At 62.8% G+C, this 26,556-nt stretch carries 20 protein-coding genes and 1 tRNA gene; 18 read left to right on the top strand and 3 right to left on the bottom strand.

Annotation, left to right across the window (positions count from 1 at the left end; all coding sequences use genetic code 11):
- The 5 genes from glpE to ACK6AU_RS10215 all read left to right on the top strand — a co-directional run.
- Positions 1–293, top strand: a 293-nt coding sequence (glpE, locus tag ACK6AU_RS10235; RefSeq protein ID WP_409299133.1) for a thiosulfate sulfurtransferase GlpE, incomplete at its 5' end; no start/stop codon positions are given.
- A gap of 302 nt (positions 294–595) precedes the next feature.
- The gene (locus ACK6AU_RS10230) at positions 596–2,518 is read left to right on the top strand and encodes a PrkA family serine protein kinase (protein WP_011063831.1); all 1,923 of its coding nucleotides are present in this window, start codon (positions 596–598) and stop codon (positions 2,516–2,518) included.
- Between the two features lie 140 nt (positions 2,519–2,658).
- Entirely contained in the window at positions 2,659–3,933 is a 1,275-nt protein-coding gene (locus ACK6AU_RS10225) for a YeaH/YhbH family protein (RefSeq protein ID WP_185697214.1), read from the top strand.
- Positions 3,930–5,492, top strand: coding sequence for a SpoVR family protein (locus ACK6AU_RS10220; RefSeq protein WP_053137625.1), 1,563 nt, complete (start codon positions 3,930–3,932; stop codon positions 5,490–5,492). Before ACK6AU_RS10225 ends, ACK6AU_RS10220 begins: the two co-directional genes overlap by 4 nt.
- 65 nt (positions 5,493–5,557) lie before the next feature.
- Entirely contained in the window at positions 5,558–6,787 is a 1,230-nt protein-coding gene (locus ACK6AU_RS10215) for a multifunctional CCA addition/repair protein (RefSeq protein WP_409299130.1), read from the top strand.
- Between the two features lie 46 nt (positions 6,788–6,833).
- Here the strand turns inward: ACK6AU_RS10215 and folK are convergent, their stop codons facing one another.
- Both folK and folB read right to left on the bottom strand, forming a co-directional pair.
- Complete coding sequence (folK, locus tag ACK6AU_RS10210) at positions 6,834–7,349, bottom strand: 2-amino-4-hydroxy-6-hydroxymethyldihydropteridine diphosphokinase (protein WP_185697212.1); 516 nt, start codon at positions 7,347–7,349, stop codon at positions 6,834–6,836.
- Positions 7,340–7,693: a dihydroneopterin aldolase gene (folB, locus tag ACK6AU_RS10205; RefSeq protein ID WP_409299128.1), complete on the bottom strand. Its 354-nt coding sequence runs from the start codon at positions 7,691–7,693 to the stop codon at positions 7,340–7,342. Before folB ends, folK begins: the two co-directional genes overlap by 10 nt.
- Positions 7,694–7,767: 74 nt before the next feature.
- Between folB and plsY the strand changes: the two genes are divergently transcribed.
- Positions 7,768–8,337 carry a glycerol-3-phosphate 1-O-acyltransferase PlsY gene (gene plsY, locus ACK6AU_RS10200; protein ID WP_022641433.1) on the top strand — a complete coding sequence of 190 codons (570 nt, stop codon included), beginning with the start codon at positions 7,768–7,770 and terminating at the stop codon, positions 8,335–8,337.
- A gap of 46 nt (positions 8,338–8,383) precedes the next feature.
- Here the strand turns inward: plsY and tsaD are convergent, their stop codons facing one another.
- A complete protein-coding gene (gene tsaD, locus ACK6AU_RS10195) occupies positions 8,384–9,409 on the bottom strand; it encodes a tRNA (adenosine(37)-N6)-threonylcarbamoyltransferase complex transferase subunit TsaD (protein WP_185697210.1) in 1,026 nt (341 codons plus the stop codon).
- 202 nt (positions 9,410–9,611) lie between these two features.
- On the opposite strand from tsaD, the gene rpsU reads away from it, so the two are divergent.
- From rpsU to pqqB, 12 genes are all read left to right on the top strand, one after another.
- Complete coding sequence (gene rpsU / locus ACK6AU_RS10190) at positions 9,612–9,827, top strand: 30S ribosomal protein S21 (protein WP_002551877.1); 216 nt, start codon at positions 9,612–9,614, stop codon at positions 9,825–9,827.
- 457 nt (positions 9,828–10,284) lie between these two features.
- Positions 10,285–12,261, top strand: coding sequence for a DNA primase (dnaG, locus tag ACK6AU_RS10185; protein WP_409299125.1), 1,977 nt, complete (start codon positions 10,285–10,287; stop codon positions 12,259–12,261).
- A gap of 67 nt (positions 12,262–12,328) precedes the next feature.
- A complete protein-coding gene (gene rpoD / locus ACK6AU_RS10180) occupies positions 12,329–14,176 on the top strand; it encodes an RNA polymerase sigma factor RpoD (RefSeq protein WP_185697208.1) in 1,848 nt (615 codons plus the stop codon).
- A 107-nt stretch (positions 14,177–14,283) separates the two neighbouring features.
- Entirely contained in the window at positions 14,284–18,027 is a 3,744-nt protein-coding gene (locus ACK6AU_RS10175; RefSeq protein ID WP_185697207.1) for an EAL domain-containing protein, read from the top strand.
- A 15-nt stretch (positions 18,028–18,042) separates the two neighbouring features.
- Positions 18,043–18,119: transfer RNA gene (locus ACK6AU_RS10170), tRNA-Ile, on the top strand.
- 170 nt (positions 18,120–18,289) lie between these two features.
- A complete protein-coding gene (locus tag ACK6AU_RS10165) occupies positions 18,290–19,390 on the top strand; it encodes a pyridoxal phosphate-dependent aminotransferase (protein WP_409299122.1) in 1,101 nt (366 codons plus the stop codon).
- A gap of 95 nt (positions 19,391–19,485) precedes the next feature.
- Positions 19,486–19,947, top strand: a complete 462-nt coding sequence (locus ACK6AU_RS10160; RefSeq protein ID WP_185697205.1) for an Lrp/AsnC family transcriptional regulator — start codon at positions 19,486–19,488, stop codon at positions 19,945–19,947.
- A gap of 160 nt (positions 19,948–20,107) precedes the next feature.
- The gene (locus ACK6AU_RS10155; RefSeq protein WP_409299119.1) at positions 20,108–21,790 is read left to right on the top strand and encodes a flavin monoamine oxidase family protein; all 1,683 of its coding nucleotides are present in this window, start codon (positions 20,108–20,110) and stop codon (positions 21,788–21,790) included.
- 106 nt (positions 21,791–21,896) lie between these two features.
- On the top strand, positions 21,897–22,691 hold the full coding sequence (locus ACK6AU_RS10150) for a carbon-nitrogen hydrolase family protein (protein ID WP_185697203.1): 795 nt from the start codon (positions 21,897–21,899) through the stop codon (positions 22,689–22,691).
- A gap of 48 nt (positions 22,692–22,739) precedes the next feature.
- Positions 22,740–25,199, top strand: a complete 2,460-nt coding sequence (pqqF, locus tag ACK6AU_RS10145; protein ID WP_409299117.1) for a pyrroloquinoline quinone biosynthesis protein PqqF — start codon at positions 22,740–22,742, stop codon at positions 25,197–25,199.
- Between the two features lie 157 nt (positions 25,200–25,356).
- Positions 25,357–25,431, top strand: coding sequence for a pyrroloquinoline quinone precursor peptide PqqA (gene pqqA, locus ACK6AU_RS10140; RefSeq protein WP_003194766.1), 75 nt, complete (start codon positions 25,357–25,359; stop codon positions 25,429–25,431).
- A 103-nt stretch (positions 25,432–25,534) separates the two neighbouring features.
- Positions 25,535–26,446, top strand: coding sequence for a pyrroloquinoline quinone biosynthesis protein PqqB (gene pqqB / locus ACK6AU_RS10135; protein ID WP_022641450.1), 912 nt, complete (start codon positions 25,535–25,537; stop codon positions 26,444–26,446).
- Positions 26,447–26,556: the final 110 nt, after the last annotated feature.

Raw genomic sequence — 26,556 nt, 5'->3', positions numbered from 1 at the left:
AGGCCCTTCGCGAACAAGGCGCCGTCGTGGTGGATATCCGTGACCCGCAAACCTACGCCCTGAATCACATCAACGGCTCGCTGCACCTGGACAACCACTCCATCTCGGACTTCATTCGCAACGCCGACCTGGATGCCCCGCTGGTGGTGGTGTGCTACCACGGCAACTCCAGCCAGAGCGCCGCGGCCTACCTGGTCAGCCAGGGTTTCTCCGACGTCTACAGCCTCGATGGCGGCTTCGAACTGTGGCGCAGCACCTATCCTGCGGAAACCACCCGGGACAACGCCGAATAATTTTTTTCTACCGCTCTAGCCCGCGTACTACGCGGGCTGACGCTCCACCAGACGAACGGTAGCGTGTAACTAATCCGCCATCTCGCCTTGACCTCTGCGATTCCGAACTATCCTTAGCCACAGGCCATCCAAATCAGGGGAGAGCCGGTACACCGGCGAGCGGGTCATCGGTACTAGCTTTCAAGCTCGATAGCTTTGAAAGTGTTCTGGGGGGTAAACAGCAACTGGAACTTCGTCAGTTGCATGCCAGCACTTGACTGACTGATCCGCGGCCGGCTCCACGTATCGAGCGAGGTGACGTCATGAGTATTTTTAGCCACTTCCAACAACGCTTCGAATCCACGCGCCAGGAAGAGTTTTCCCTGCAGGAATACCTCGAACTGTGCAAGAAGGATCGCAGCGCCTATGCCTCGGCCGCAGAACGCCTGCTATTGGCCATTGGCGAACCCGAGCTGCTGGACACCTCGACCAACTCGAGGCTGTCGCGAATCTTTTCCAACAAAGTGATCCGGCGCTATCCGGCCTTTGAAGACTTCCATGGCATGGAAGAATGCATCGACCAGATCGTTTCCTATTTCCGCCATGCCGCCCAGGGCCTGGAAGAGAAGAAACAGATTCTCTACCTGCTGGGTCCGGTAGGTGGCGGTAAATCGTCCCTGGCCGAGAAGCTCAAGCAACTGATCGAGAAGGTGCCCTTCTACGCCATCAAGGGCTCGCCCGTCTTCGAATCGCCACTGGGGCTGTTCAACGCCACGGAAGATGGCGCCATCCTCGAGGAAGATTTCGGCATTCCACGGCGCTACCTGAACACCATCATGTCGCCCTGGGCGACCAAGCGCCTGTCGGAGTTCGGTGGCGACATCAGCCAGTTCCGCGTCGTGAAGCTGTATCCGTCGATCCTCAACCAGATCGCCGTGGCCAAGACCGAGCCTGGCGACGAGAACAACCAGGACATCTCGGCCCTGGTGGGCAAGGTGGATATCCGCAAGCTCGAGGAATTCCCGCAGAACGACGCCGATGCCTACAGCTATTCCGGGGCGCTGTGCCGGGCCAACCAGGGCCTGATGGAATTCGTCGAGATGTTCAAGGCCCCCATCAAGGTCCTGCACCCGCTGCTGACCGCGACCCAGGAAGGCAACTACAACAGTACCGAGGGCCTGGGGGCGATTCCATTCACCGGCATCCTCTTGGCTCACTCCAACGAATCGGAGTGGCATACCTTCCGCAACAACAAGAACAACGAGGCCTTCATCGACCGGATCTATATCGTCAAGGTGCCGTACTGCCTGCGCGTGACCGATGAAGTGAAGATCTACGACAAGCTGCTGTTCAACAGCTCCCTGGCCAAGGCCCATTGCGCCCCGGATACCTTGAAGATGCTCGCGCAGTTCACCGTGCTCTCGCGCCTCAAGGAGCCGGAGAACTCCAATATCTATTCCAAGATGCGGGTCTACGACGGGGAGAACCTCAAGGACACCGATCCCAAGGCCAAGTCGATCCAGGAATACCGCGACAGCGCCGGCGTCGACGAGGGCATGAACGGCCTGTCGACGCGCTTCGCCTTCAAGATCCTGTCCAAGGTCTTCAACTTCGACCCTCACGAAGTCGCAGCCAACCCGGTGCACCTGCTGTATGTGCTGGAACAGCAGATCGAGCAGGAACAGTTCCAGGCCGAAACCCGCGAGCGCTACCTGCGCTTCCTCAAGGAATACCTGGCGCCGCGCTACATCGAGTTCATCGGCAAGGAAATCCAGACGGCCTACCTGGAGTCCTACAGCGAGTACGGCCAGAACATCTTCGACCGCTATGTGCTGTACGCGGACTTCTGGATCCAGGATCAGGAATACCGTGATCCGGAGACCGGCGAAATCCTCAATCGCGTGGCGCTCAACGAAGAACTGGAAAAAATCGAGAAACCGGCGGGTATCAGCAACCCGAAAGACTTCCGCAACGAGATCGTCAACTTCGTGCTGCGCGCCCGGGCCAATAACAACGGCAAGAACCCCACCTGGCTCAGCTACGAGAAGCTGCGGGTGGTCATCGAGAAGAAGATGTTCTCCAATACCGAGGACCTGTTGCCGGTCATCAGCTTCAACGCCAAGGCCAGCAAGGAGGATCAACAGAAACACAACGACTTCGTCACCCGGATGGTGGAGCGTGGCTACACCGACAAGCAGGTACGCCTGCTGTCGGAATGGTACCTGCGGGTCAGGAAATCGCAATAAAGCGGCAAGCGACAAGCCGCAAGCTGCAAGTCGTCCGGCGTCGGGCTCGTACCCGCGCCGTGGCTTGCGGCAGCGGTGGCTGCTCTTTCTTGCAGCTTGAAGCTTGAGGCTTGCGGCTGCATCCAGTCACCGGAGGAATCATGAGCTACGTAATCGACCGACGCCTGAACGGCAAGAACAAGAGCACGGTGAACCGCCAGCGGTTTCTGCGGCGCTACCGCGACCACATCAAGAAAGCCGTCGAGGAGGCCGTGAGCCGCCGCTCCATCACCGACATGGAGCATGGCGAACAGATCAGCATTCCCGGGCGGGACATCGACGAACCTGTGCTGCACCACGGGCGTGGTGGCAAGCAGACCGTGGTGCACCCGGGCAACAAGGAATTCACTGCCGGCGAGCATATCGCCAGGCCCCAAGGGGGAGGCGCAGGCGGCGGGGGCCGCGGCAAGGCCGGTAACTCCGGCGAAGGCATGGACGAGTTCGTCTTCCAGATCACCCAGGAGGAATTCCTCGAATTCATGTTCGAGGACCTTGAACTGCCCAACCTGGTCAAGCGCAACCTGACCGGCATCGACACCTTCAAGACCGTACGCGCGGGCATCAGCAACGAAGGCAACCCATCGCGAATCAATATCATCCGCACCCTGCGCTCGGCCCATGCACGGCGCATCGCCCTGTCCGGCAGCAGCCGGGCCAAGTTGCGCGAAACGAAAGAGGAACTGGCCCGCCTGAAGCGCGAAGAGCCGGATAATTTCGGCGATATCCAGGAACTTGAAGCAGAAATCGAACGTTTGAGCGCGCGAATTCACCGCGTTCCCTTCCTCGATACCTTCGACCTCAAGTACAACCTGCTGGTGAAACATCCCAACCCCAGCTCCAAGGCGGTGATGTTCTGCCTGATGGATGTCTCCGGCTCCATGACCCAGGCCACCAAGGACATCGCCAAGCGGTTCTTCATCCTTTTGTACCTGTTCCTCAAGCGCAACTACGACAAGATCGACGTGGTGTTCATCCGCCATCACACCAGCGCCCGGGAAGTGGACGAGGAAGAATTCTTCTATTCACGGGAAACCGGCGGGACCATCGTCTCCAGCGCCCTGAAGCTGATGCAGGAGATCATGGCCGAGCGCTACCCCAGCAACGAATGGAACATCTATGCCGCCCAGGCCTCCGACGGCGACAACTGGAACGACGACTCACCCATTTGCCGCGATATCCTGATCAACCAGATCATGCCGTTCGTGCAGTACTACACCTACGTCGAGATCACGCCCCGGGAACACCAGGCCTTATGGTTCGAATATGAACGCATCGCAGAAGCCTTTTCCGAGACTTTCGCGCAGCAACAACTGGTTTCGGCCGGAGACATCTATCCGGTCTTCCGTGAACTCTTCCAGCGCAGGTTAGTGACATGACCGCCAGAGAGCAGAAACGCCAGCCCATCTCCACCGGCTCGGAATGGACCTTCGAGCTGATCCAGGCCTACGACCGCGAAATCAGCCGTATCGCGGCCCGCTACGCCCTGGACACCTATCCCAACCAGATCGAAGTGATCACCGCCGAGCAGATGATGGACGCCTACGCCTCGGTCGGCATGCCCCTGGGTTACCACCACTGGTCCTACGGCAAGCACTTCCTCAGCACCGAGAAATCCTATAGCCGCGGCCAGATGGGCCTGGCCTACGAGATCGTCATCAACTCCGACCCGTGCATCGCCTACCTGATGGAGGAAAACACCATCTGCATGCAGGCCCTGGTGGTGGCCCATGCCTGCTACGGCCACAACAGTTTCTTCAAGGGCAACTACCTGTTCCGCACCTGGACCGATGCCAGTTCGATCATCGACTACCTGGTCTTCGCCAAGCAGTACATCTCGCAGTGCGAGGAACGCCATGGCATCGATGCGGTGGAAGACCTGCTGGACTCCTGCCACGCCCTGATGAACTACGGTGTCGACCGCTACAAGCGGCCTTACCCGATTTCCGCGGAAGAAGAACGGCGCCGGCAAAAGGACCGGGAAGAGCACCTGCAAAAGCAGATCAACGACCTGTGGCGCACCATCCCCAAGAACGCCGACAAGCTCAGCGACAAGGACAATGCACGCTTCCCCGCCGAACCCCAGGAGAACATCCTCTACTTCATCGAGAAACATGCGCCCTTGCTGGAGCCCTGGCAGCGAGAGATCGTGCGCATCGTGCGCAAGATCGCCCAGTACTTCTATCCACAGCGCCAGACCCAGGTGATGAACGAGGGCTGGGCCACCTTCTGGCACTACACCCTCATGAACGATCTGTACGACGAGGGCCTGGTCACCGACGGGTTCATGATGGAGTTCCTCGCCTCCCATACCAGCGTGGTGTTCCAGCCGGGCTTCGACAGTCCCTACTACAACGGCATCAACCCCTATGCCCTGGGTTTTGCCATGTATCGCGACATCCGGCGCATGTGCGAGGAGCCCACCGAGGAGGACCGCCGCTGGTTCCCCGAACTGGCCGGTACCGATTGGCTCTCGAGCATCAAGTTCGCCATGAGCAGCTTCAAGGATGAGAGCTTCATCCTGCAGTATCTCTCGCCCAAGGTGATCCGCGACTTGAAGCTGTTCAGCATCCTCGACGACGACCAGCGGGACGACTTGCTGGTCCCGGCGATCCATGACGAAAGCGGCTACCGCATCATCCGCGAGACCCTGGCCGCGCAATACAACCTGGGCAACCGCGAACCCAACGTGCAGATCTGGAGCATCGATCGGCGCGGCGATCGCTCGCTGACCCTTCGCCACCAACAGCATGACCGCAAGCCGCTGGGCGATTCCACCGACGAGGTGCTCAAGCACCTGCACCGACTCTGGGGCTTCGATATCCACCTGGAAACCCTGCAGGGCGACCAGGTGATGAAGACCCACCACGTACCGCCCAGGAACGAGCACGGCGAAAGCGACTACGGACGACTGGACCTGGCGGTCATCCACCTCTGAGGCCGACGACAAGCCTCCGTTGGCACGACACAAGGGTTATCCTGTCGCGCTAACGGAGGTTTTCTATGCAAATTTACAAAGTCGGTGGCGCGGTACGGGACCGCTTGCTGGGTCGGGCGGTCACCGATGTCGACTGGGTGGTGGTCGGCGCCAGTGCCCAGCAAATGCTCGACCAGGGCTTTCGGCCCGTGGGCGCCGATTTCCCGGTGTTCCTGCACCCGCATACTGGCGAGGAATATGCCCTGGCCCGAACCGAACGCAAGAGCGGACGTGGCTATGCCGGTTTCACCTTCCACGCCAGCCCCGAAGTGACGCTGGAAGAAGACCTGATCCGCCGCGACCTGACCATCAACGCCATGGCCGAGGATGAGCAGGGCAAGATCACCGATCCCTACCATGGCCAGAAGGACCTCGAAGACCGACTTCTACGCCATGTTTCACCGGCGTTCGCCGAAGATCCCTTGCGAGTGCTACGGGTTGCCCGATTTGCCGCCCGCTATGCCGAGCTGGGGTTCCGCGTGGCCCCGCAGACCCTCGAACTGATGCGCCAGCTCAGCCAGTCAGGAGAGCTACAGGCCCTGACAGCGGAGCGCAGCTGGAAGGAGATTTCCCGCGCCCTGATGGAGGATCAGCCCCAGGTGTTCATCCAGGTGCTGCGCGAGTGCGGCGCCCTGGCGGTGCTGATGCCGGAGGTCGATGCGCTGTTCGGGGTGCCGCAACCGCCCGCCCATCATCCGGAAGTGGACACCGGCCTGCACATCCTCAGCGTCTTGCAACAAGCAGCCCTGCACCGGCAACCACTGAGCGTGCGCTGGGCCTGCCTGCTGCACGACCTCGGCAAGGGCGCCACCCCCGAGGATCAATGGCCACGGCATATTGGCCATGAGCAGGCTGGCCTCGAACTGATCAAGGCGCTCAATGAGCGCTTCAAGGTCCCCCGGGAATGCCAGGAGCTGGCCTTGCTGGTGGGCCAGTACCACACCCATGGCCATCGCGCCCAGGAGCTCAAGGCCTCGACCTTGCTGGAATTGTTGCAGCACTTCGACATTTTCCGGCGCCCCCAGCGCTTCGAGGAATTCATCGCCGCCTGCGAAATGGACGCCCGTGGCCGCCAGGGCCTGGAATCACGACCTTATCCACAGGCCGACTACTTGCGTGGCGCAGCCAATGCCGCACGCTCCGTGGCCGTGCAACCGTTGCTGGAACAAGGATTCAAGGGGCCGGAGCTGGGCGAGGCCTTGCGCCTTGCGCGTCTGAAAGCGATCAAGGCCTACAAGGAACAGCACGCCGCTTGAAAGCCCGCGGGCGAGGTCTTGTGCCTTGCCCGCCGGCCAACGGACCTTACAGATCCGGGGGAGTCAGTTGCTGGCCGCGCCATTCGAAAGGCACGGGCGCCAGCACCTGGTCTATCTGCGCTTGCCGCCAGAGCTCCGCCAGGTTCTTGCCGGCCAATGGATGCACACGTTCTGGAGCCATCAGCGACAACGGCCACAGCACGAAGGCATTCTTCAGGATTTCTGCGCGAGGCAGTACCAGGCCATCGAAGTTGCCGGTCAGGTCGCCGTACAGCAGCACATCGATATCCAGCGGCAGGCCCTTGCGGTCCGGCGCATAGCGGCCGTTGTCCGCCTCGATGAACTTGAGGCGTCGGTCGAGCTCGATCAAGGGCAGGTCGGTGAAGGCCGACACCACCAAATTGAAGAACGGACCGCTCTTGATGCCCACCGCCTGGCTTTCGAACACCGCTGAACAGCGCATGTCCACCAGGAACCCGGCCAACGCGTCGAGCCCGGCACGCAAATGGGTCTCACGCTCGATATTGCTACCAAGCCCTAGGAATACCTGAGTCAGCGACATCCGCGCTCGATCTCCACGCCCACGCCCTTGGCAGCCGGGACTGCACCTGGCTTGGTCAGCTTCAAGCGCAGCCAGGGAATGTTGAACTCGCTCATCAACACCTCGGCGAGGCGCTCGGCAAAGGTCTCCACCAACTGGTACTGGGCCTGCTCGGCAAACGCCTGGACCCTTGTCGAAACACTGGCGTAGTCCAGCGCCAGGGACAGGTCATCGCCTGCCGCGGCCGGGCGGTTATCCCAGGCAAAGCTCAGGTCAAGACGCAGGCACTGGCGGATCCCCCGCTCCCAGTCATAGGCGCCAATCACGGTGTCCACTTCCAGTCCTTCGATAAACACTCTGTCCAAGCACTCTTCTCCGCAGCACGACAAGGGCGCAATGCCCCGTTAGAATCAGGGCGTCCTCGCCCGGAATAGTTAGCATGTTTTGGTTACTGGCGATTCTCGCCTACCTGCTCGGCTCTCTGTCCTTCGCCATCCTGCTCAGCCGCCTCACGGGCAACCCCGACCCGCGCATGAGCGGTTCCGGCAATGCCGGCGCCACCAACATGCTGCGCCTGGCCGGCAAGAAGCTCGCCATCCTGACCCTGCTGGGGGATCTGTGCAAAGGCCTGGTACCTGTGCTGATCGCCAGCCTCGCAGGGCTTTCGCTGCAGCAACAGGCTTGGATCGGACTCTACGCCGTGCTCGGCCACCTGTTCCCGCTGTATTTCCGTTTTCGCGGCGGCAAGGGCGTCGCCACCGCCGCCGGCATGCTGCTGGGGCTGTATCCCCCTGCGGCCCTGGTTGCCATCGCCGCCTGGGTCCTGACCTTCTACCTCACCCGCACCAGCTCGCTGGCGGCGCTCATCGCCACGCCCCTGAGCCTGCCGCTGCTGGCTTGGCAGGAGCCCGAGGCGCTGTTGCCGATGAGCGTGCTCACGCTGCTGATCGTCTGGCGCCACCGCGGCAATTTACGCGACCTGTTCGCCGGGCGCGAACGGCATTTTTGAATCCCGCAGGTGAAAAGCCTGCAGCTTGCCACCTGCCACAGCGCCATCAGATGGCCGACAGTTGCTCCATCGGCCAACGCGCCTGCACGCTGATCGCCAGCCCCTCCTGTTGCCCGGCCTGCAGCCGCTGGCAACCGGCGAAGGCAATCATCGCGCCGTTGTCGGTACAGAATTCGGGGCGAGCGTAGAACACGTTGCCCTTCATCTCGCCAAGCATATTCTCCAGGGAAGCCCGCAGCGCCTTGTTGGCGCTCACGCCCCCGGCGATCACCAGGCTCTTGAGGCCGGTCTGCTTCAGGGCGCGCTTGCACTTGATGGTCAGAGTGTCCACCACCGCTTGCTGGAACGCGAGGGAGATGTCGCAACGGGTTTGCTCGCCGTCGTCCCCAGCGCTGACGCACTGCTGCCAGGTGTTCAGGGCAAAGGTCTTGAGGCCGCTGAAGCTGAACTCCAGGCCAGGACGATCGGTCATGGGCCGTGGGAAGACGAAGCGTCCCGGCACACCCCGGGTGGCCAGGCGGGCGATTTCCGGACCGCCCGGGTAATTCAGGCCGATCAGCTTGGCGGTCTTGTCGAAAGCTTCGCCGGCGGCGTCATCCAGGCTCTCGCCCAGCAGCTCGTATTTGCCGATGCCGTCGACCCGGACCAGCTGGGTATGACCACCGGATACCAACAAGGCGACGAACGGAAACTGCGGCGGCTGGGCTTCCAGCATTGGCGCCAGCAGATGCCCTTCCATATGATGCACACCCAGGGCCGGAATGCCCCAGGCGAAGGCCAGCGCCTGGGCGCAGGAAGCCCCCACCAGCAGTGCGCCTACCAGGCCGGGGCCGGCGGTATAGGCAATGGCGTCGATCTCGGTGGGCACGCAGTCGGCCTGCGCCAGGACCTGGCGGATCAACGGCAGCATGCGCTTGACGTGGTCACGGGAAGCCAACTCAGGCACCACGCCACCATAGACGCGGTGCAGGTCGATCTGGCTGAACAGCGCATCGGCCAGCAGGCCCCGCTCACTGTCGTAGAGCGCGACGCCGGTTTCGTCGCAGGAAGTTTCTAATCCCAGTACTAGCATGGGTTTGCGCCTTGCAGAGGCTGAATTCGAAGGCGCGCATGATAGTCGCCACTCCCTCGCCCGACCAGCGGTTTTCGATCAGAGGCTTTGCATTCCTGGCGGCGAGGGGTTAACATCCGCAACCCTTAAAAACCGACGATCTCAGCCGTGATTTTATTGCGACGAGAACGTTGACCCCGGTAATGAATGAAGGTAGCTCTGGATGCCAGCCGTCAAAGTTAAAGAGAACGAACCCTTCGACGTAGCTCTGCGTCGTTTCAAGCGCTCCTGCGAAAAAGCCGGTGTTCTGGCTGAAGTTCGTAGCCGCGAATTTTATGAGAAGCCGACTTCCGAGCGTAAGCGCAAAGCAGCCGCTGCTGTTAAGCGTCACGCCAAGAAAGTTCAGCGCGAACAGCGCCGCGCCGTACGTCTGTACTAATACGCGGACGTTCGCTGCAAGCTTCTGCCAAGCCCGGCCTCTCGCCGGGCTAATGGCATTTGCGGATCACGCTTGATGCTTCATTGTCGAAGTCGCCCTGGCGGTCGAGACAAATCTGCTTCACCACGTCAGACCTGGCTACTGCCAGCGGTGCACGTCTTTTCTGACGAGCCTTCCAAGGCTACCGACGAGCACACCTTTTAATGACTCCTGCAGACACCAGCCCAAGGCGCCTTCCTCGATGCTCGCCCGATGGCTCCTGCCGGACTCGGCGCAACACCTCAGATAGTCGAATACTGATTACGATTAACGTCAGTGGACGCTCCGCAGATACACTTCCTGACTGCGATCACGCCGAAATCCCGGGGCGAGCCGTGCATTCCTCACGCCTTGCCACCCCTGATCCCTCGACTGCATCGCCAGGACTATTTTTCCGCGCAGTGATGACGAGAAAGCCATGGCCGGGCTCATTCCCCAGAGTTTCATCGACGACCTCCTGAACCGCACCGACATCGTCGATGTCGTCAGCTCGCGCCTGCAGATCAAGAAAGCCGGCAAGAACTACACCGCCTGCTGTCCGTTCCACAAGGAAAAGACCCCTTCGTTCAGCGTCAGCCCCGACAAGCAGTTCTACTACTGCTTCGGCTGCGGCGCCGGCGGCAATGCCCTCGGTTTCATCATGGACCACGACAACCTGGACTTTCCCCAGGCCGTCGAGGAACTGGCGAAGAGCGCAGGCATGGAGGTCCCTCGCGAAGAAAATGGGCGCGGCCAGCGCAAACCTCGCCAGCCCACCGACTCACCGCTATACCCGCTGCTCACGGCTGCCGCCGACTACTACCGCCAAGCCCTCAAGAGCCATCCCGCACGTAAGGCGGCCGTGGACTACCTCAAGGGACGCGGCCTCACTGGCGAAATAGCACGGGACTTCGGCCTCGGGTTCGCCCCACCCGGCTGGGACAACCTGTTCAAGCACCTGAGCAGCGATACGTTGCAGCAAAAGGCCATGATCGACGCAGGCTTGCTGATCGAGAATGCCGAGACCGGCAAGCGCTACGACCGCTTTCGCGATCGAGTGATGTTTCCCATCCGCGATACTCGCGGCCGGATCATCGCCTTCGGTGGCCGCGTGCTGGGAGACGACAAGCCCAAATACCTGAACTCCCCGGAAACCCCAGTGTTCCACAAGGGGCAGGAACTCTACGGCCTGTTCGAAGCGCGCAAGAACAATCGCAACCTCGAGGAGATCATCGTCGTCGAAGGCTACATGGACGTGATCGCATTGGCCCAGCAAGGCCTGCGCAACGCGGTCGCGACCCTGGGCACCGCCACCAGCGAAGAACACCTCAAGCGTTTATTCCGCATAGTGCCCAGCGTGCTGTTCTGCTTCGACGGCGACCAGGCCGGACGCAAGGCCGCCTGGCGCGCCCTGGAATCCACCCTGGGCTCCCTGCAGGACGGGCGCCGTGCGCGCTTCCTGTTCCTGCCCGAGGGAGAAGACCCGGATACCCTGGTTCGCTCGGAAGGCACCGATGCCTTCCTGGCCCGGATCAACCAGCACGCCCAGCCGCTGGCCGACTACTTCTTCCAGCAATTGATCGAGGAAGCAGACCCGCGCTCGCTGGAAGGCAAGGCCCACCTGGCAACGCTGGCCGCCCCGCTGATCGAGAAGATCCCCGGGGCCAACCTGCGGATCCTGATGCGCCAGCGGCTCACCGAGATCACCGGCCTGACCAATGAAACGGTCAACCAACTGACGCACAACCCCATGCCGGAAGCCCCGCCCCCCTACGACGCGGGCATCGACTACGATGGCATGCCGGACTACGCCGACTACCACCATGAGCCCCAACAGGCAGCCTATGCTCCCCAGCAGGAGTGGACGCCGAAGAAGAACGGTGGCGGCAAGAAATGGGAAAACAAACCGTGGGACAAGCAGGGCAAGGGCAAGCGCCAGGCAGATCGCGACCAGCCACGGGCTCCGCGCGTTCCCGCAGCGGTGGAACCGCCGACCCTGGCCGCCTTGCGGACCCTGCTGCATCACCCGCAATTGGCAGAAAAAGTTGAAGATGCCGGGCACTTTGCCGATGACGACAACACCAACACCCAGTTGCTGGTAGCCCTGATCGAAGCCGTGCAGAAAAATCCTAAGCTACGCTCTATTCATCAGTTGATGGCGCGCTGGCATGGGACCCAACAAGGGAACCTGCTCACCGCCCTGGCGGAAAAAGAGTGGCTGATCGACGGAGATAACCTTGAACAACAGTTTTTCGACACCATTAATAGCTTGTCCGCTCGCCAACGCGAGCGTGTTTTAGAACAACTTCTCAGGAAATCGCGCCAAAGCGAGCTCAGCAGTGAAGAGAAAAAACAGCTGGTGGAGCTTCTAAGACGCAATGTTCCCGCATTAAACCCGACCTCAACTGGCGCGTGAGGTCATAGCTCGGGTATAATCCTCGGCTTGTTTTTTGCCCGCCAAGACCTTCAGTGGATAGGGTGTTATGTCCGGAAAAGCGCAACAGCAGTCTCGCCTCAAAGAGTTGATCAGCCGTGGACGTGAGCAGGGTTACCTGACTTACGCGGAGGTCAACGACCACCTGCCGGAGGATATTTCAGATCCGGAACAGGTGGAAGACATCATCCGCATGATCAACGACATGGGGATCAACGTATTCGAGAGTGCTCCGGATGCGGATGCCCTTTTGTTGGCCGAAGCCGATACCGACGAAGCAGCAGCTGAAGAAGCCGCCGCAGCGTTGGCGGCTGTGGAAACCGACATCGGTCGCACTACCGACCCGGTGCGCATGTACATGCGCGAAATGGGCACCGTAGAGCTGCTCACTCGCGAAGGCGAAATCGAAATCGCCAAGCGTATCGAAGAGGGTATCCGTGAAGTGATGGGCGCCATCGCGCACTTCCCTGGCACGGTGGAACACATTCTCTCCGAATACACCCGCGTCACCACCGAAGGTGGCCGCCTGTCGGACGTTCTCAGCGGTTACATCGACCCGGACGACGGCATCACGCCGCCTGCCGCCGAGGTACCACCGCCTGTCGACACCAAGTCGGCAAAAGAGGACGACGACAGCGATGACGAGGACGGTGAAGCGTCCGAAGACGAGGAAGAAGCCGAAAGCGGTCCGGATCCGATCGTCGCAGCCCAGCGCTTCGGTGCCGTGGCCGACCAGTTGGAAGTCACCCGCAAGGCGCTGAAGAAGCACGGTCGCGAGAACAAGCAGGCTGTCGCCGAGATGCTCGCCCTGGCCGAGCTGTTCATGCCGATCAAGCTGGTACCCAAGCAATTCGAGACCCTGGTCGAGCGCGTACGCAGCTCCCTGGATCGCCTGCGCCAGCAGGAACGCGCCATCATGCAGCTGTGCGTGCGTGATGCCCGTATGCCGCGTGCGGACTTCCTGCGCCAGTTCCCGGGCAACGAAGTGGATGAAAGCTGGACCGACGCCCTGGCCAAAGGCAAGAGCAAGTATGCCGAGGCCATCGCTCGCCTGCAGCCGGACATCGTCCGTTGCCAGCAGAAGCTGACCGCGCTGGAAGCCGAGACCGGCCTGAAGATCCTCGAGATCAAGGAAATCAACCGTCGCATGTCGATCGGCGAGGCCAAGGCCCGTCGCGCGAAGAAAGAGATGGTTGAAGCCAACCTGCGTCTGGTGATCTCCATCGCCAAGAAGTACACCAACCGTGGCCTGCAGTTCCTCGACCTGATCCAGGAAGGCAACATCGGCTTGATGAAAGCGGTGGACAAGTTCGAATACCGTCGCGGCTACAAGTTCTCGACCTACGCCACCTGGTGGATTCGCCAGGCGATCACCCGTTCGATCGCCGACCAGGCCCGCACCATCCGTATTCCGGTGCACATGATCGAGACGATCAACAAGCTCAACCGTATTTCCCGGCAGATGCTGCAGGAAATGGGTCGCGAACCGACTCCGGAAGAGCTGGGCGAGCGCATGGAAATGCCTGAGGACAAGATCCGCAAGGTATTGAAGATCGCCAAGGAGCCGATCTCCATGGAAACCCCGATCGGCGACGATGAAGATTCCCATCTGGGCGACTTCATCGAGGACTCGACCATGCAGTCCCCGATCGATGTGGCCACCGTCGAGAGCCTGAAGGAAGCCACCCGCGAAGTGCTTTCCGGTCTTACCGCCCGGGAAGCCAAGGTGCTGCGCATGCGTTTCGGCATCGATATGAACACCGACCACACCCTAGAGGAAGTCGGCAAGCAGTTCGACGTGACCCGCGAGCGGATCCGCCAGATCGAAGCCAAGGCGCTGCGCAAGCTGCGCCACCCGACGCGAAGCGAGCACCTGCGCTCCTTCCTCGACGAGTAACACCAAGACCCCCAGCCCTGCTGGGGGTTTTGCTTTCTGCAACCTCCCTGCGCCAATACCCCGTCTACACTCGAAGCATTCACCCGTTCCTCCACAACGAGACGGTTATGCCCAGACTGTCGGCCATGCTTCTGCTGGCGTTGCTTGACTGGACCGCAACGGCTGGCGCGCTGACTCTCACCGATGAAGAACGTGGCTGGCTCAAATCCCACCCGGAGTTGCGCCTGGGCGTGGATGCCTCCTGGCCACCTTTCGAATACCGGGACGAGGAAGGTCGCTACCAGGGCCTGGCGGCGGACTATATCCAACTGATCCAGGAACGCCTCTCCATCAGTCTCAAGCCGGTGGAGCCAGCCAGTTGGACCGCCGTGCTGGAAGATGCCCGGCAAGGCAAGCTGGACCTGTTGCCAGGGATCATGTCGACCCCCGAGCGCCAGAGCTACATGGCCTTCACTCGGCCCTACCTGGACTTCCCCATCGTGATCCTGGCCCATAAGGGCGGCGCCCAGCCCCACGACCTCGAAGACCTGTACGGGCTCAAGGTGGCCGTGGTGGAGAACTACGCGCCGCACGAGTTGCTGCGCTCCCATCACCCGGACCTGAACCTGGTGGCCCTGCCCAACGTCAGCTCGACCTTGCAAGCCCTGGCCACCGACAAGGTGGATGCCGTAGTGGGCGACCTGGCTTCCAGCGTCTGGAGCCTGCGCCAACTCAAGCTCGAGGGCCTCTACGTCAGCGGCGAGACCCCTTACCGCTATCAGTTGGCCATGGGCGTACCGCGGGACAACAAGGTCCTGGTAGGCATTCTCGATAAGGTTCTCGCCGATCTCAGCCCGGAAGAAATCAGCACTATCCAGCAGCGCTGGGTCGGCAGTGTGCTCGACCACCGCACATTCTGGCGGGATGTACTGGTCTATGGCCTGCCGGGGCTGCTGCTGTTGGTTACCGTACTGGCGGTAGTGATCCGCATAAATCGCCGCCTGAGCTCGGAAATCTCCCGGCGGGTAGCCCTGGAGCAGGAACTGCGCAGCAGCGAATACCACTACCGCAGCCTGGTGGAGAGCCTCTCGGCCATCGCCTGGGAGGCGCGCGTCAGCGATTTCACCTACAGCTACGTCTCGCCCCACGCCGAGCCGCTGTTGGGCTATCCCCTGTCCCATTGGCTGGTCCCCGGCTTCTGGCGCAACATCATCCACCCCGCCGACCTGACCCGCGCCCAGGCGTTCTGCGATCACGAACTCGAGGCCGGACGCGATCACAGCCTCGATTACCGAGTGATCGCCGCCGACGGTCGTTGCCTCTGGGTCCGGGATATCGTCAGCCTGATCGAGCACGGCCACGAACCGGTGATGCGCGGCCTGATGATCGACATCAGCGAGGCCAAGCACACCGAGGAAGCCCTGCGCCTGTCCGAGCAGAAATTCGCCTCGGTGTTCCAGCAATGCCCGGACCTCCTGGTGATCGCCCGCTTGTCCGATGGCTGCCTGCTGGAGGTGAACAAGGCCTTCGAGGAACAGATCGGCCTGAGCGCCGCGCAAGTGATAGGCCAGACCGCCACCCAGCTCAACATCTGGGGCATCCCCGGGGTCGGCCCCAGTCTTCTGCAACGCTTGCAGGCCGGTAGCATCCGCAACCTGGAGATGCCCTTCCGGCGGCACAACGGCCAACTGTTCACCGGGCTCATCTCCGCCGAACCCTTCGACCTCGACACCACCCCGGCGCTGGTCGTGGTGGTGCGCGACATCAGCCCGCTCAAGGAAACCCAGCAACGACTGCAGACCTCTGAGGAGAAGTTCGCCAAGGCCTTCCACGCTTCCCCGGACGGCCTGCTGCTGAGCCGACAACGCGACGGCCTGCTGCTGGAGGTCAACGAGGGCTTCAGCCGCATCACCGGCTTCGACAGCGCCATGTCCCTGGATCGCTCGACCCTTGACCTGGGAATCTGGGTCAACCTCAACGAACGCAAACAGTTGCTCGATCTCTTGCAACGGGACGGATTCGTCCGCGACTTCACCTGCCATATCCGCCGCAGCGACGGCCAGGTCCGGCTCTGCGAAGTCTCCAGCCGCCCCCTGCCCATCGGCGAGGACGATTGCATGCTGACCATCGCCCGGGACATCACCGACCGCCACCTGATGCAGGAAAAGCTGCAACAGGCCGCCACGGTCTTCGAGAGCACCGCCGAAGGCGTGATGATCACCGACACCCAACAGCGCATCAGCGCGGTCAACCGCGCTTTCAGCGAGATCACCGGCTACAGCGAGAGCGAAGCCCTGGGCCACACCCCGCGCCTGCTGGCCTCGGGATTGCACGACAGCGCCTTCTACGCGGCGATGTGGCACCAGCTCACCCTGGAAGGGCACTGGCAGGGCGAGATATCCAACCGCCGCAAAAACGGCGAGTTGTACCCCAACTGGCTGACGATCAATGCGGTACGCAACCAGGAACAGCAGACCACCCACTTCGTCGCGGTGTTCGCCGATATCTCCAGCCTCAAGCACGCCCAGGCAAGGCTCGACTACCAGGCCCACCACGATCCGCTGACCGGCCTGCCCAATCGCACCCTGTTCGAAAGCCGGCTGCTGGCGGCGCTCGATAGCCAGCAGGACAGCGGCGGCCAGGGCGCGGTGCTGTTCCTCGACCTGGACCGCTTCAAGCACATCAACGACAGCCTCGGCCACCCGGTGGGCGACCTGTTGCTCAAGGGCATCGCCGTGCGCCTCAAGGAACAGCTGCGCGACATAGACACCGTGGCCCGCCTGGGCGGGGACGAATTCATCATCCTGCTCCCCGGCCTGCACCAGCCCAGCGACGCCGACTACATCGCCAGCAAGCTGTTGAACTGCTTCACTGCGCCATTCCAGGCCGGCGAACACGAGTTCTTCATCAGCGCCAGCATCGGTACCAGCCTGTACCCCAAGGACGGCTGCGACGTCGCCACCTTGATCAAGAACGCCGATGCCGCCATGTACCGCTCCAAGGCCAAGGGCCGTAACCGCGTGGAACGCTACACCCGCGAACTGACCGCCCAGGCCAGCGAGCGCGTGGCCCTGGAACATGAACTGCGACGAGCCATCGAACGCAACGAACTGACCCTGTATTTCCAACCCAAGATCAGCCTCGGCAACCATGAACTGGTCGGCGCCGAAGCCCTGATTCGCTGGCGCAACCCCAACTTCGGCGAAGTCGCGCCCGAACACTTCATCCCGCTGGCCGAGGAAAACGGCTTGATCCTGCCGATTGGCGACTGGGTGCTGGAACAGGCCTGCCTGCATCTTCAACACTGGAACCGGCACTACGAAAGCTTCGGCCCACTGTCGGTCAACCTGGCCGGCGCCCAACTACGTCAACCCAACCTGCTGGACCGCATCGAACAGTTGCTGCGCGACCACGACCTGCAACCCGGGCTGCTGCAATTGGAGATCACCGAAAACTTCATCATGAGCCAGGCCGAAGAGGCACTGGAGGTCCTGCACCAACTCAAGCGCCTGGGCGTGCAACTGGCCATCGACGACTTCGGCACCGGCTATTCATCCCTGAGCTACCTCAAGCGCCTGCCGCTGGACTTCCTCAAGATCGACCAGTCGTTCGTGCGCGGCCTGCCGGACGACCCCCACGACGTGGCGATCGTGCGCGCCATCATCGCCCTGGGTCGCAGCATGCAATTCACGGTGATCGCCGAAGGCGTGGAGAACCAGGAACAGCAAGCCTTCCTCGCCCTGGAAGGCTGCGAACAGATCCAGGGCTACATCGTCAGCCTGCCGCTGGAAGCCGAAGAGTTCTGCGCACGCTTCCTGCAGATCCGCGTTTCCGGTTTTTCGGATAGCACAGCCGAGAAACCATCGTTATAATCCGCCGCCTACTGAGGGCCTATAGCTCAGTTGGTTAGAGCAGAGGACTCATAATCCTTTGGTCCACGGTTCGAGTCCGTGTGGGCCCACCAAACATCAAAACCGCGCATTGCGCGGTTTTTTCATGCCTGCGAACCGGCCTCCCGTACCACGAGCCATCGAATCGCCAGTTTAAATCCCGCTGTTTTCCCGCCGTCATATCGATGTCCAACCAGGACAAAGGACGCCTCGGGGTCTTTCACGATAAGAAAGGGATTTATCGATGGTTGAGATTACGCGCCGATCACTCATGGGGCTGGTATCCGCCCTGCCGCTGCTTTCACTGCCAGGCTGGAGCCAGGCTGCCGAACCCGCCCCATCGTCGGTACCGCCGCCGGCCACCGATGTCCTGATCAACTTCAACGAGAGCCCCTGGGGCCCTTCACCCGCCAGCCGCCAGGCCATGCAGCAAGGCATCGCCCTCAGCGGTCGCTATCCCTACAAGATCCAATATCGGCTCAACGCGCTGTTCGCCCGCCAGCAGGATATTCCCGAGGATCATGTACAGAGTTTCTGCGGCTCCAAGGCCGCGTTGCAGCACGCGGTCATGGCCTTCACCCGAGACGCCAGCCTGGTCATGGCCAGCCCCTCCTACGAGGCGCCCAGGGAAGCTGCCGAAGGGTGCCAGGCCAAGGTGCACGAAGTACCGCTGGATGCCAGCCACGCCCACGACCTGCAGGCGATGCTCGCCGTCGATCCCGCGCCGGGCCTGCTCTACCTGTGCAACCCCAACAACCCCACCGGCACCCTGACGCCACGCCAGGCCATCGAGCAGGCCCTGGCGCGCCTGCCCAAGGGCACGGTCATGCTGATCGACGAGGCCTACATCGAGTTTTCCACGGCCAGCACCTGCATCCCGCTGGTCAAGGAACACCCGCAACTGCTGGTGCTGCGCACCTTCTCCAAGATCTACGGCATGGCCGGGGCGCGACTGGGCCTGGCCGTGGGCCAACCGGCGCTGCTCGAGCGCCTGGAAGCCTACGGCGGCTACAACGTGCCGGCGGCGTCGACCTTGCTGGGAGGGCTGGCCAGCCTGGAAGACCCCAACCTGCTGGCCGAGCGCAAGCGGCACAACCAGCAGCTGCGCGACCAGACCATCGCCTGGCTACGGCAACGCGGATTCAACTGCACCGCCTCCCAGGCCAACTGCTTCATGGTCGATGTCCGGCGTCCGGCCCAGGACGTGGTGGATGCCCTGGCGGCACGCCAGGTACGCATCGGTCGGGTCTGGGACCACTGGCCGAGCTGGGCACGGGTCAGCATCGGCTCCGAACAGGACATGCAGCGCTTTCGCCACGCCTTCGCCCAGGTCATTCCCGCCTGAGCCCGCGCCGCCCAGGACCAGATCCCGGGCGGCGAGCGGCGGACCGTGGGAGACGCTAACATGTGCGCTCCCCGATCACCGCGCTGGAGCCCATCTTGTCCGATAGCCGTCCTCCCGTTCTCGACGAAGTCGACCGTCAGCTGATCGCCGCCTTGCAGATCAACGCACGTGAAAGCGTGGCCATGCTGGCGCGGCAACTGGGCATCGCCCGCACCACCGTGACCTCGCGCCTGGCGCGCCTGGAGAAGACCCGGGTGATCACCGGCTACGGCGTGCGCCTGGGCCAGCGGGTGGTCGATGGCGGGCTGCAAGCCTATGTCGGCATCAAGGTCCAGCCACGCTCCGGCAAGGACGTCCTGCGCCGCCTGAGCGGCATGGCCCAGGTCCAGCAGTTGTGTGCAGTCAGTGGCGAGTTCGACTATGTGGCCTGGCTGCGCACCGAATCCCCGGAGCAGCTGGACCAGTTGCTGGACCAGATCGGCAGCATCGATGGCGTGGAGAAGACCACCACCTCGATCATCCTCAGCAGCAAGATCGATCGCGGGCACGCACTGTGACAAGGCGCTCGTCACTCTGAACACAAGCTTCGTCACATCGAAAAATAATAATGCATAACGACGACAGTTTGCGTCTTATTTACGAGTTTCCCCCTCTCTAGAATGGCTGACATCTTTTCCTATACTCAGCATTCCGCTGAGCCGCCCGCCAAGGTCAGCCATGAACAAGAACAATCGCCATCCCGCAGACGGCAAGAAACCTATCACCATCTTCGGCCCGGATTTCCCTTTCGCCTTCGACGACTGGATCGAGCACCCCGCCGGCCTGGGCAGCGTTCCTGCCGAGAAGCACGGCCAGGAAGTGGCCATCGTCGGCGCCGGCATTTCCGGCCTGGTGGCGGCCTACGAGCTGATGAAGCTGGGCCTCAAGCCGGTGGTCTACGAGGCCTCGAAGATGGGCGGCCGGCTGCGTTCGGAAACCTTCGAAGGCGCCGACGGGATCATCGCCGAGCTGGGCGGCATGCGGTTCCCGGTGTCGAGCACCGCCTTCTACCACTACGTCGACAAGCTCGGCCTGGAAACCCGCCCCTTCCCCAACCCGCTGACCCCGGCTTCGGGCAGCACCGTGGTCGATCTGGAAGGCACCAGCCACTACGCCGAGAAGATGGACGACCTGCCGGAAATCTTCCGCGAAGTCGCCCAGGCCTGGGCCGACGCCCTGGAAGACGGCGCGCGCTTCTCGGAGATCCAGGACGCCATCCGCGAGCGCGACACGCTCAAGCTCAAGGCCCTCTGGGACGAGCTGGTACCCAAATGGGACGACCGCACCTTCTATGACTTCGTCGCCACCTCCAAGGCGTTCTCGCAGCTGTCCTACCGCCACCGCGAGATCTTCGGCCAGGTTGGCTTCGGCACCGGCGGCTGGGACTCGGACTTCCCCAACTCCATGCTGGAAATCTTCCGCGTGGTGATGACCAACTGCGACGACCACCAGCACCTGGTGGTCGGCGGCGTCGAGCAAGTGCCTCGCGGCATCTGGAGCCACATCCCGGAAAAATGCGCCCACTGGCCGGCCGGCACCTCCCTGGCCAAGCTGCACAACGGCGCACCGCGTCCCGGTGTGAAGAAGATCGCCCGCGCCGCCGACGGCACCTTCGCCGTCACCGACTACTGGGGCGATACCCGCCACTACGCGGCGGTATTGGCCACTTGCCAGACCTGGCTGCTGACCACCCAGATCGAGTGCGAGGAAGCGCTGTTCTCGCAAAAGATGTGGATGGCCCTGGACCGCACCCGCTACATGCAGTCGTCGAAGACCTTCGTGATGGTCGACCGGCCATTCTGGAAGGACAAGGATCCGCAGACCGGCCGCGACGTGATGAGCATGACCCTCACCGACCGCCTGACCCGTGGCACCTACCTGTTCGACAACGGCGACGACAAGCCTGGGGTGATCTGCCTGTCCTACTCCTGGATGAGCGATGCCATGAAGATGCTGCCGCACCCGGTGGAAAAGCGCGTGCAGCTTGCGCTGGATGCATTGAAGAAGGTCTACCCGAAGGTCGACATCGCTGGCCACGTCATCGGCAACCCGATCACCGTCTCCTGGGAGGCCGATCCGCACTTCCTCGGCGCCTTCAAGGGCGCGCTGCCGGGCCACTACCGCTACAACCAGCGGATGTATGCGCACTTCATGCAAGACGACATGCCTGCCGAACAACGCGGCATCTTCATCGCCGGCGACGACGTCTCCTGGACCCCGGCCTGGGTCGAGGGCGCGGTGCAAACCTCCCTCAATGCGGTGTGGGGCATCATGAAGCACTTCGGTGGCGCCACCCATCCGGAGAACCCGGGGCCTGGGGATGTGTTCCACGAACTGGGCCCGGTGGCCCTGGCCGACTGAGCCATGCTGGGCCGGACCGGCGCCTACGAAGGCACCCTCCGGGCCTGGCCCGAGTCTGCGGTAGCGGCGAAGATGGCCGCTACCGCAAGTCAGAGGAGTGAAGAACATGCGTGTCGCCCTGTATCAGTGCCCTCCACAGCCGCTGGACGTAGCCGCTAACCTGCATCGGCTGCAGCAGGTGGCCGCGCAGGCCACCGCAGTCGACCTGCTGGTGCTGCCGGAGATGTTCCTCAGCGGCTACAACATCGGTCCCGAGGCCGTCGGCGCCCTCGCCGAAGCCCAGGACGGCCCGGCCGCCCAACGGATCGCCGCCATCGCCCAGGCCGCCGGCATGGCGATTCTCTACGGCTATCCGGAACGTGACGCCAACGGCCGGATCTACAACGCCGTGCAGCTCATCGACGCCAACGGCCAGCGCCTGTGCAATTACCGCAAGACCCATCTGTTCGGTGACCTGGACCACTCGATGTTCAGCGCCGGCACAGACGATTTCCCCCTGGTGGAGCTCAACGGCTGGAAGCTCGGCTTCCTGATCTGCTACGACATCGAGTTCCCGGAGAACGCCCGGCGCCTGGCCCTGGCCGGCGCCGAACTGATCCTGGTGCCGACGGCGAACATGATCCCCTACGACTTCGTCGCCGACGTGACCATTCGTGCCCGGGCCTTCGAGAACCAGTGCTACGTGGCCTACGCCAACTATTGCGGCCACGAGGAACAGATCCGCTACTGCGGCCAGAGCAGCATCGCCGCTCCGGACGGTAGCCGGATCGCCCTGGCCGGGCTGGACGAGACCTTGATCATCGGCACCCTGGACCGCGACTTGATGAACGAATCCCGGACCCTGAATCGCTACCTGGCCGATCGCCGCCCCGAACTTTACGCAGCGCTGGGCAAGCGCTGATCCGGGGATATCCGCTAGCATGGGCGCCTCTCTGTCCTGGATGTGCCCATGCCCGCGCCGAACCACCCCCTGCCCCACCTGGAAACCCTGGCCAACGGCCTGCAGGTCTCCCTGCGCCATGCTCCCCACCTGAAACGCAGCGCCGCGGCGCTGCGGGTCGCCGCGGGCAGCCATGACGTACCACAGGCCTGGCCGGGCCTGGCGCACTTCCTGGAACACCTGCTGTTTCTCGGCACCGAGCGCTTCCCCGCCGAACGGGGGCTGATGGCCTACGTCCGCGCCCAGGGCGGGCAACTGAACGCCAGTACAGGCGAACGCAGCACCGAGTTTTTTTTCGAATTGCCAAGCAACGCCTTTGCCGGTGGCCTGGAGCGCCTGTGCGACATGCTCGCCCGGCCCCGCCTCGACCTCGCCGAGCAGCGCCGGGAACGCGAAGTGCTGCATGCGGAATTCCTCGCCTGGTCCCGGGACGCCAACGCCCAGCGCCAGTTCGCCTTGTGCGACGGCCTGTCCGCGACCCACCCGCTACGGGCCTTCCATGCCGGCAACCGCTATAGCCTGAACCTGGCCAACCCGGCCTTCCAGCAGGGCCTGCGGCAGTTCCACCGCGATTTCTACCGGGCTGGGCAAATGACCCTGAGCCTGGTCGGACCGCAATCCCTGGCCGAGCTCCGGGCCCTGGCCGAACGCTACGGCTCGGGCCTGCCCGCGGGCCCGCGCCAGCAACAGGCAGCACCTGCGCCACTGTTGGCCAGCACCGCCAGCAACTATCAACGGTTCGACGGACAGCGCCTGGACATGCTGTTCGCCCTTGAAGGGCTGCCGGAAGGCGCCGGCGTGGCGCTGGATTTCCTTTGTACCTGGCTGCAATCGGATAAACCCGGCGGATTGCTTGCCAAGCTCCAACAACAGTCACTGGCCCATAGCCTCAAGGCCCAGGCGCGGTATGAGTTCGCCGGGCAAGCATTGCTGCATCTGGAACTGGACCTGGGCCAGGCGCCCAGCGAGGCACCAGCACAAATCCGCCAACGGGTGCTGGACTGGCTGGGGTTCTTCAGCGCCCAGGGCGACTGGCCGCACTTGCGCGAGGAATATGCCCTGCTGCAACAACGCCGGCTGCAAGTCGGTAGCGCCCTGGAACTGGCCCGTCGGGACAGCCGGCACACCGCCCAGGAGCTGGGCGCCGACGGACTCCTGGCCCTCAAGGCGCTGCTGCGGCAATTGCAGCCCCAGGTTGTGGATGACTTCAGTGGCGACTGGCAGTTGCCACCCGCCAACCCGTTCTTGCGCGGCGCCATCGAGGCGCCCCAGGCCGGCCTGATCCGCGGCCAGAGCAGTAAGCATCGCGGCCTGCGGACCTTCGCCCAGGACCGCAGCCGAGGCCGGCGGGATAACCCGGCCCTGAGCTTCAGCCAGGCTCTGCCCACCGATACCGATACAGCGCAGTTGCTGTTGCGCTGGCGCCTGGCGAGTCCCGCGCCGAGCGGCCTGCACCGGCGTTTGCAGCACAGCCTGGCAGCCCTGGCCGGGGACGCCCGGCAAGCCGGGGTGGAACTGAGCTTCAGCTCCTGCGGCATGGACTGGCTGCTGCAATTGCACGGCCTGCAGCAACCCATGCCGGCGGTGCTGCAACAGGCGCTGCGACAGCTGGGCCAGCCATCCCCGGAGTTCTGGCAAGCAGGCAGGATCGACGTAGAGACACCACCGATGCCCCTGCGCCAACTGCTCGAGACCTTCGCCGAACAACCACTGCCCGACAGCGGTACGACCTTGAACGCCGAGGCCCTGCAAGCGCTATGGGCCACGGCCCGCTGGGACGGTTTGGCGCTGGGCGTGCCGCCCCACGGACAGGACGCCTTCGCCCGGGCCCTGCAGCGCATGCCCGGGACCGCGGATACCAACCTGAACCAGGCACCGCAGCCAGGAACCGGCCATGTCTGGCAGACGGTGCCCATGGACAGTGCAGAGCAGGCACTGCTGCTGTTCTGCCCAAGCCCATCGAGCCTGCTGGCCGACGAAGCTGCCTGGCGCCTGCTGGGCCAACTCTGCCAGACCCCGTTCTACCAGTGTCTGCGGGTCGAGCTGCAACTGGGCTATGGCGTGTTCAGCGCAGTACGCCAACTCGATGGCCGCACCGGCCTGCTGTTCGGGGTGCAGTCGCCGAACGCCAGCCTGGGCGAGATCCTCGGCCATCTGGAACAGTTCTTCCTGCGTTTGCCCGAACAGTTGCAGGCCCTCGATGCCCAGGCCTGGCTCGACCAGCGCCAGGTTCTAGCCCAGCAATTGCTACCCTCCCAGTTGCCCCAGCAACAGGCGGCGCAACTGCTGTGGCAGGCGCGATTGGCCGGCCATCCGTCGGACTACCTGGAACGATTGCAAGCCCACATCGAGGCCCTGACGCCCGCGCAGGTGATCCAGGCCGCCCGGCAGTTGCAGCACGCGACCGGAGGTTGGAAGGCCCTGGCCAACGGCTCTTGCCCAGGTTCACCCTGGCAAGCGGCAAAATGATCGTTACCAGCGCTGTAACGAGCTTTCTTTAAGAATTGCAGGCAAGCCGTTATGTGAATTTAGTAAGATAGCCGCCTAAGCATCTGAACATCTCCGCCCGGAGGTGGACTATATGTATAGGCAACACCCGTCCGACCCACCTCAAAGGAGCCTTTTCATGACTTGGTCCAAACCGGCTTACACTGACCTGCGCATCGGCTTCGAAGTCACCATGTACTTCGCCAGCCGCTGATTCCTGGCTCCGGCCGGAACGTCCAGCGCAACGCCTCGGCTCGTCCGGGGCGTTTTCATTTTCAGTCGTCCACAATCTTCAAGTCACAGCCCAGGGAGCGCCCATGTTTGTCCAGATTCTAGGTTCCGCCGCCGGCGGTGGTTTTCCGCAGTGGAACTGCAACTGCGTGAACTGCGCGGGATTTCGCGACGGCAGCCTGCGCGCCCAGGCCCGTACCCAGTCGTCCATCGCGATCTCCGATGACGGGGTGAATTGGGTGCTGTGCAACGCCTCCCCGGATATTCGCGCCCAACTGCAGGGCTTCGCTCCCATGCAACCCGGTCGAGCCCTGCGCGATACCGGGATCAGCGCCATCATCCTCATGGACAGCCAGATCGACCACACCACCGGCCTGCTCAGCCTGCGCGAAGGCTGCCCGCATCAGGTCTGGTGCACCGACATGGTCCACGAGGACCTGAGCACCGGTTTCCCGCTGTTCAAGATGCTCAGCCACTGGAACGGCGGCCTGCAATGGAACCGCATCGAACTGGACCAGAGCTTCAGCGTGGCCGCCTGCCCCAACCTGCGCTTCACCCCGCTGCCCCTGCGCAGCGCCGCGCCGCCCTACTCGCCCCATCGCTTCGACCCGCACCCGGGGGACAACATCGGCCTGATCGTCGAGGACCTGCGCACCGGCGGCAAGCTGTTCTACGCGCCGGGCCTGGGCAAGGTGGACGCGCCGCTGCTGCAGATCATGGCCGCCAGCGACTGCCTGCTGGTGGACGGCACCTTATGGGAAGACGACGAGATGCAGCGCCGTGGCGTCGGCACCCGTACCGGCCGGGAGATGGGCCACCTGGCACAGAACGGCCCCGGCGGCATGCTCGAAGTGCTGGAGCAACTGCCGCGCCAGCGCAAGGTGCTTATCCACATCAACAACACCAACCCGATCCTCGACGAAGACTCCGCCGAACGTGCCGAACTGGTACGCCGAAAGGTGGAAGTGGCTTACGACGGAATGAGTATTGAGCTGTAGCAGGCCGTTGAAAAACTATCTGCGTTGCCATCGCCAACGTTTTTCAACGGCCTGCTAGCCCACAAGCTCGGCCCCAGCGCCCTGGGGCCGTTTGCGCAACCGCGGGCCCG

The organism is Pseudomonas sp. KCJK8993 (assembly GCF_046230915.1).
GTDB classification, from domain to species: domain Bacteria; phylum Pseudomonadota; class Gammaproteobacteria; order Pseudomonadales; family Pseudomonadaceae; genus Aquipseudomonas; species Aquipseudomonas piscis.
The sequence above is the reverse complement of the archived record's forward strand: the minus strand, read 5'-3'. Positions and strand labels throughout refer to the sequence as shown.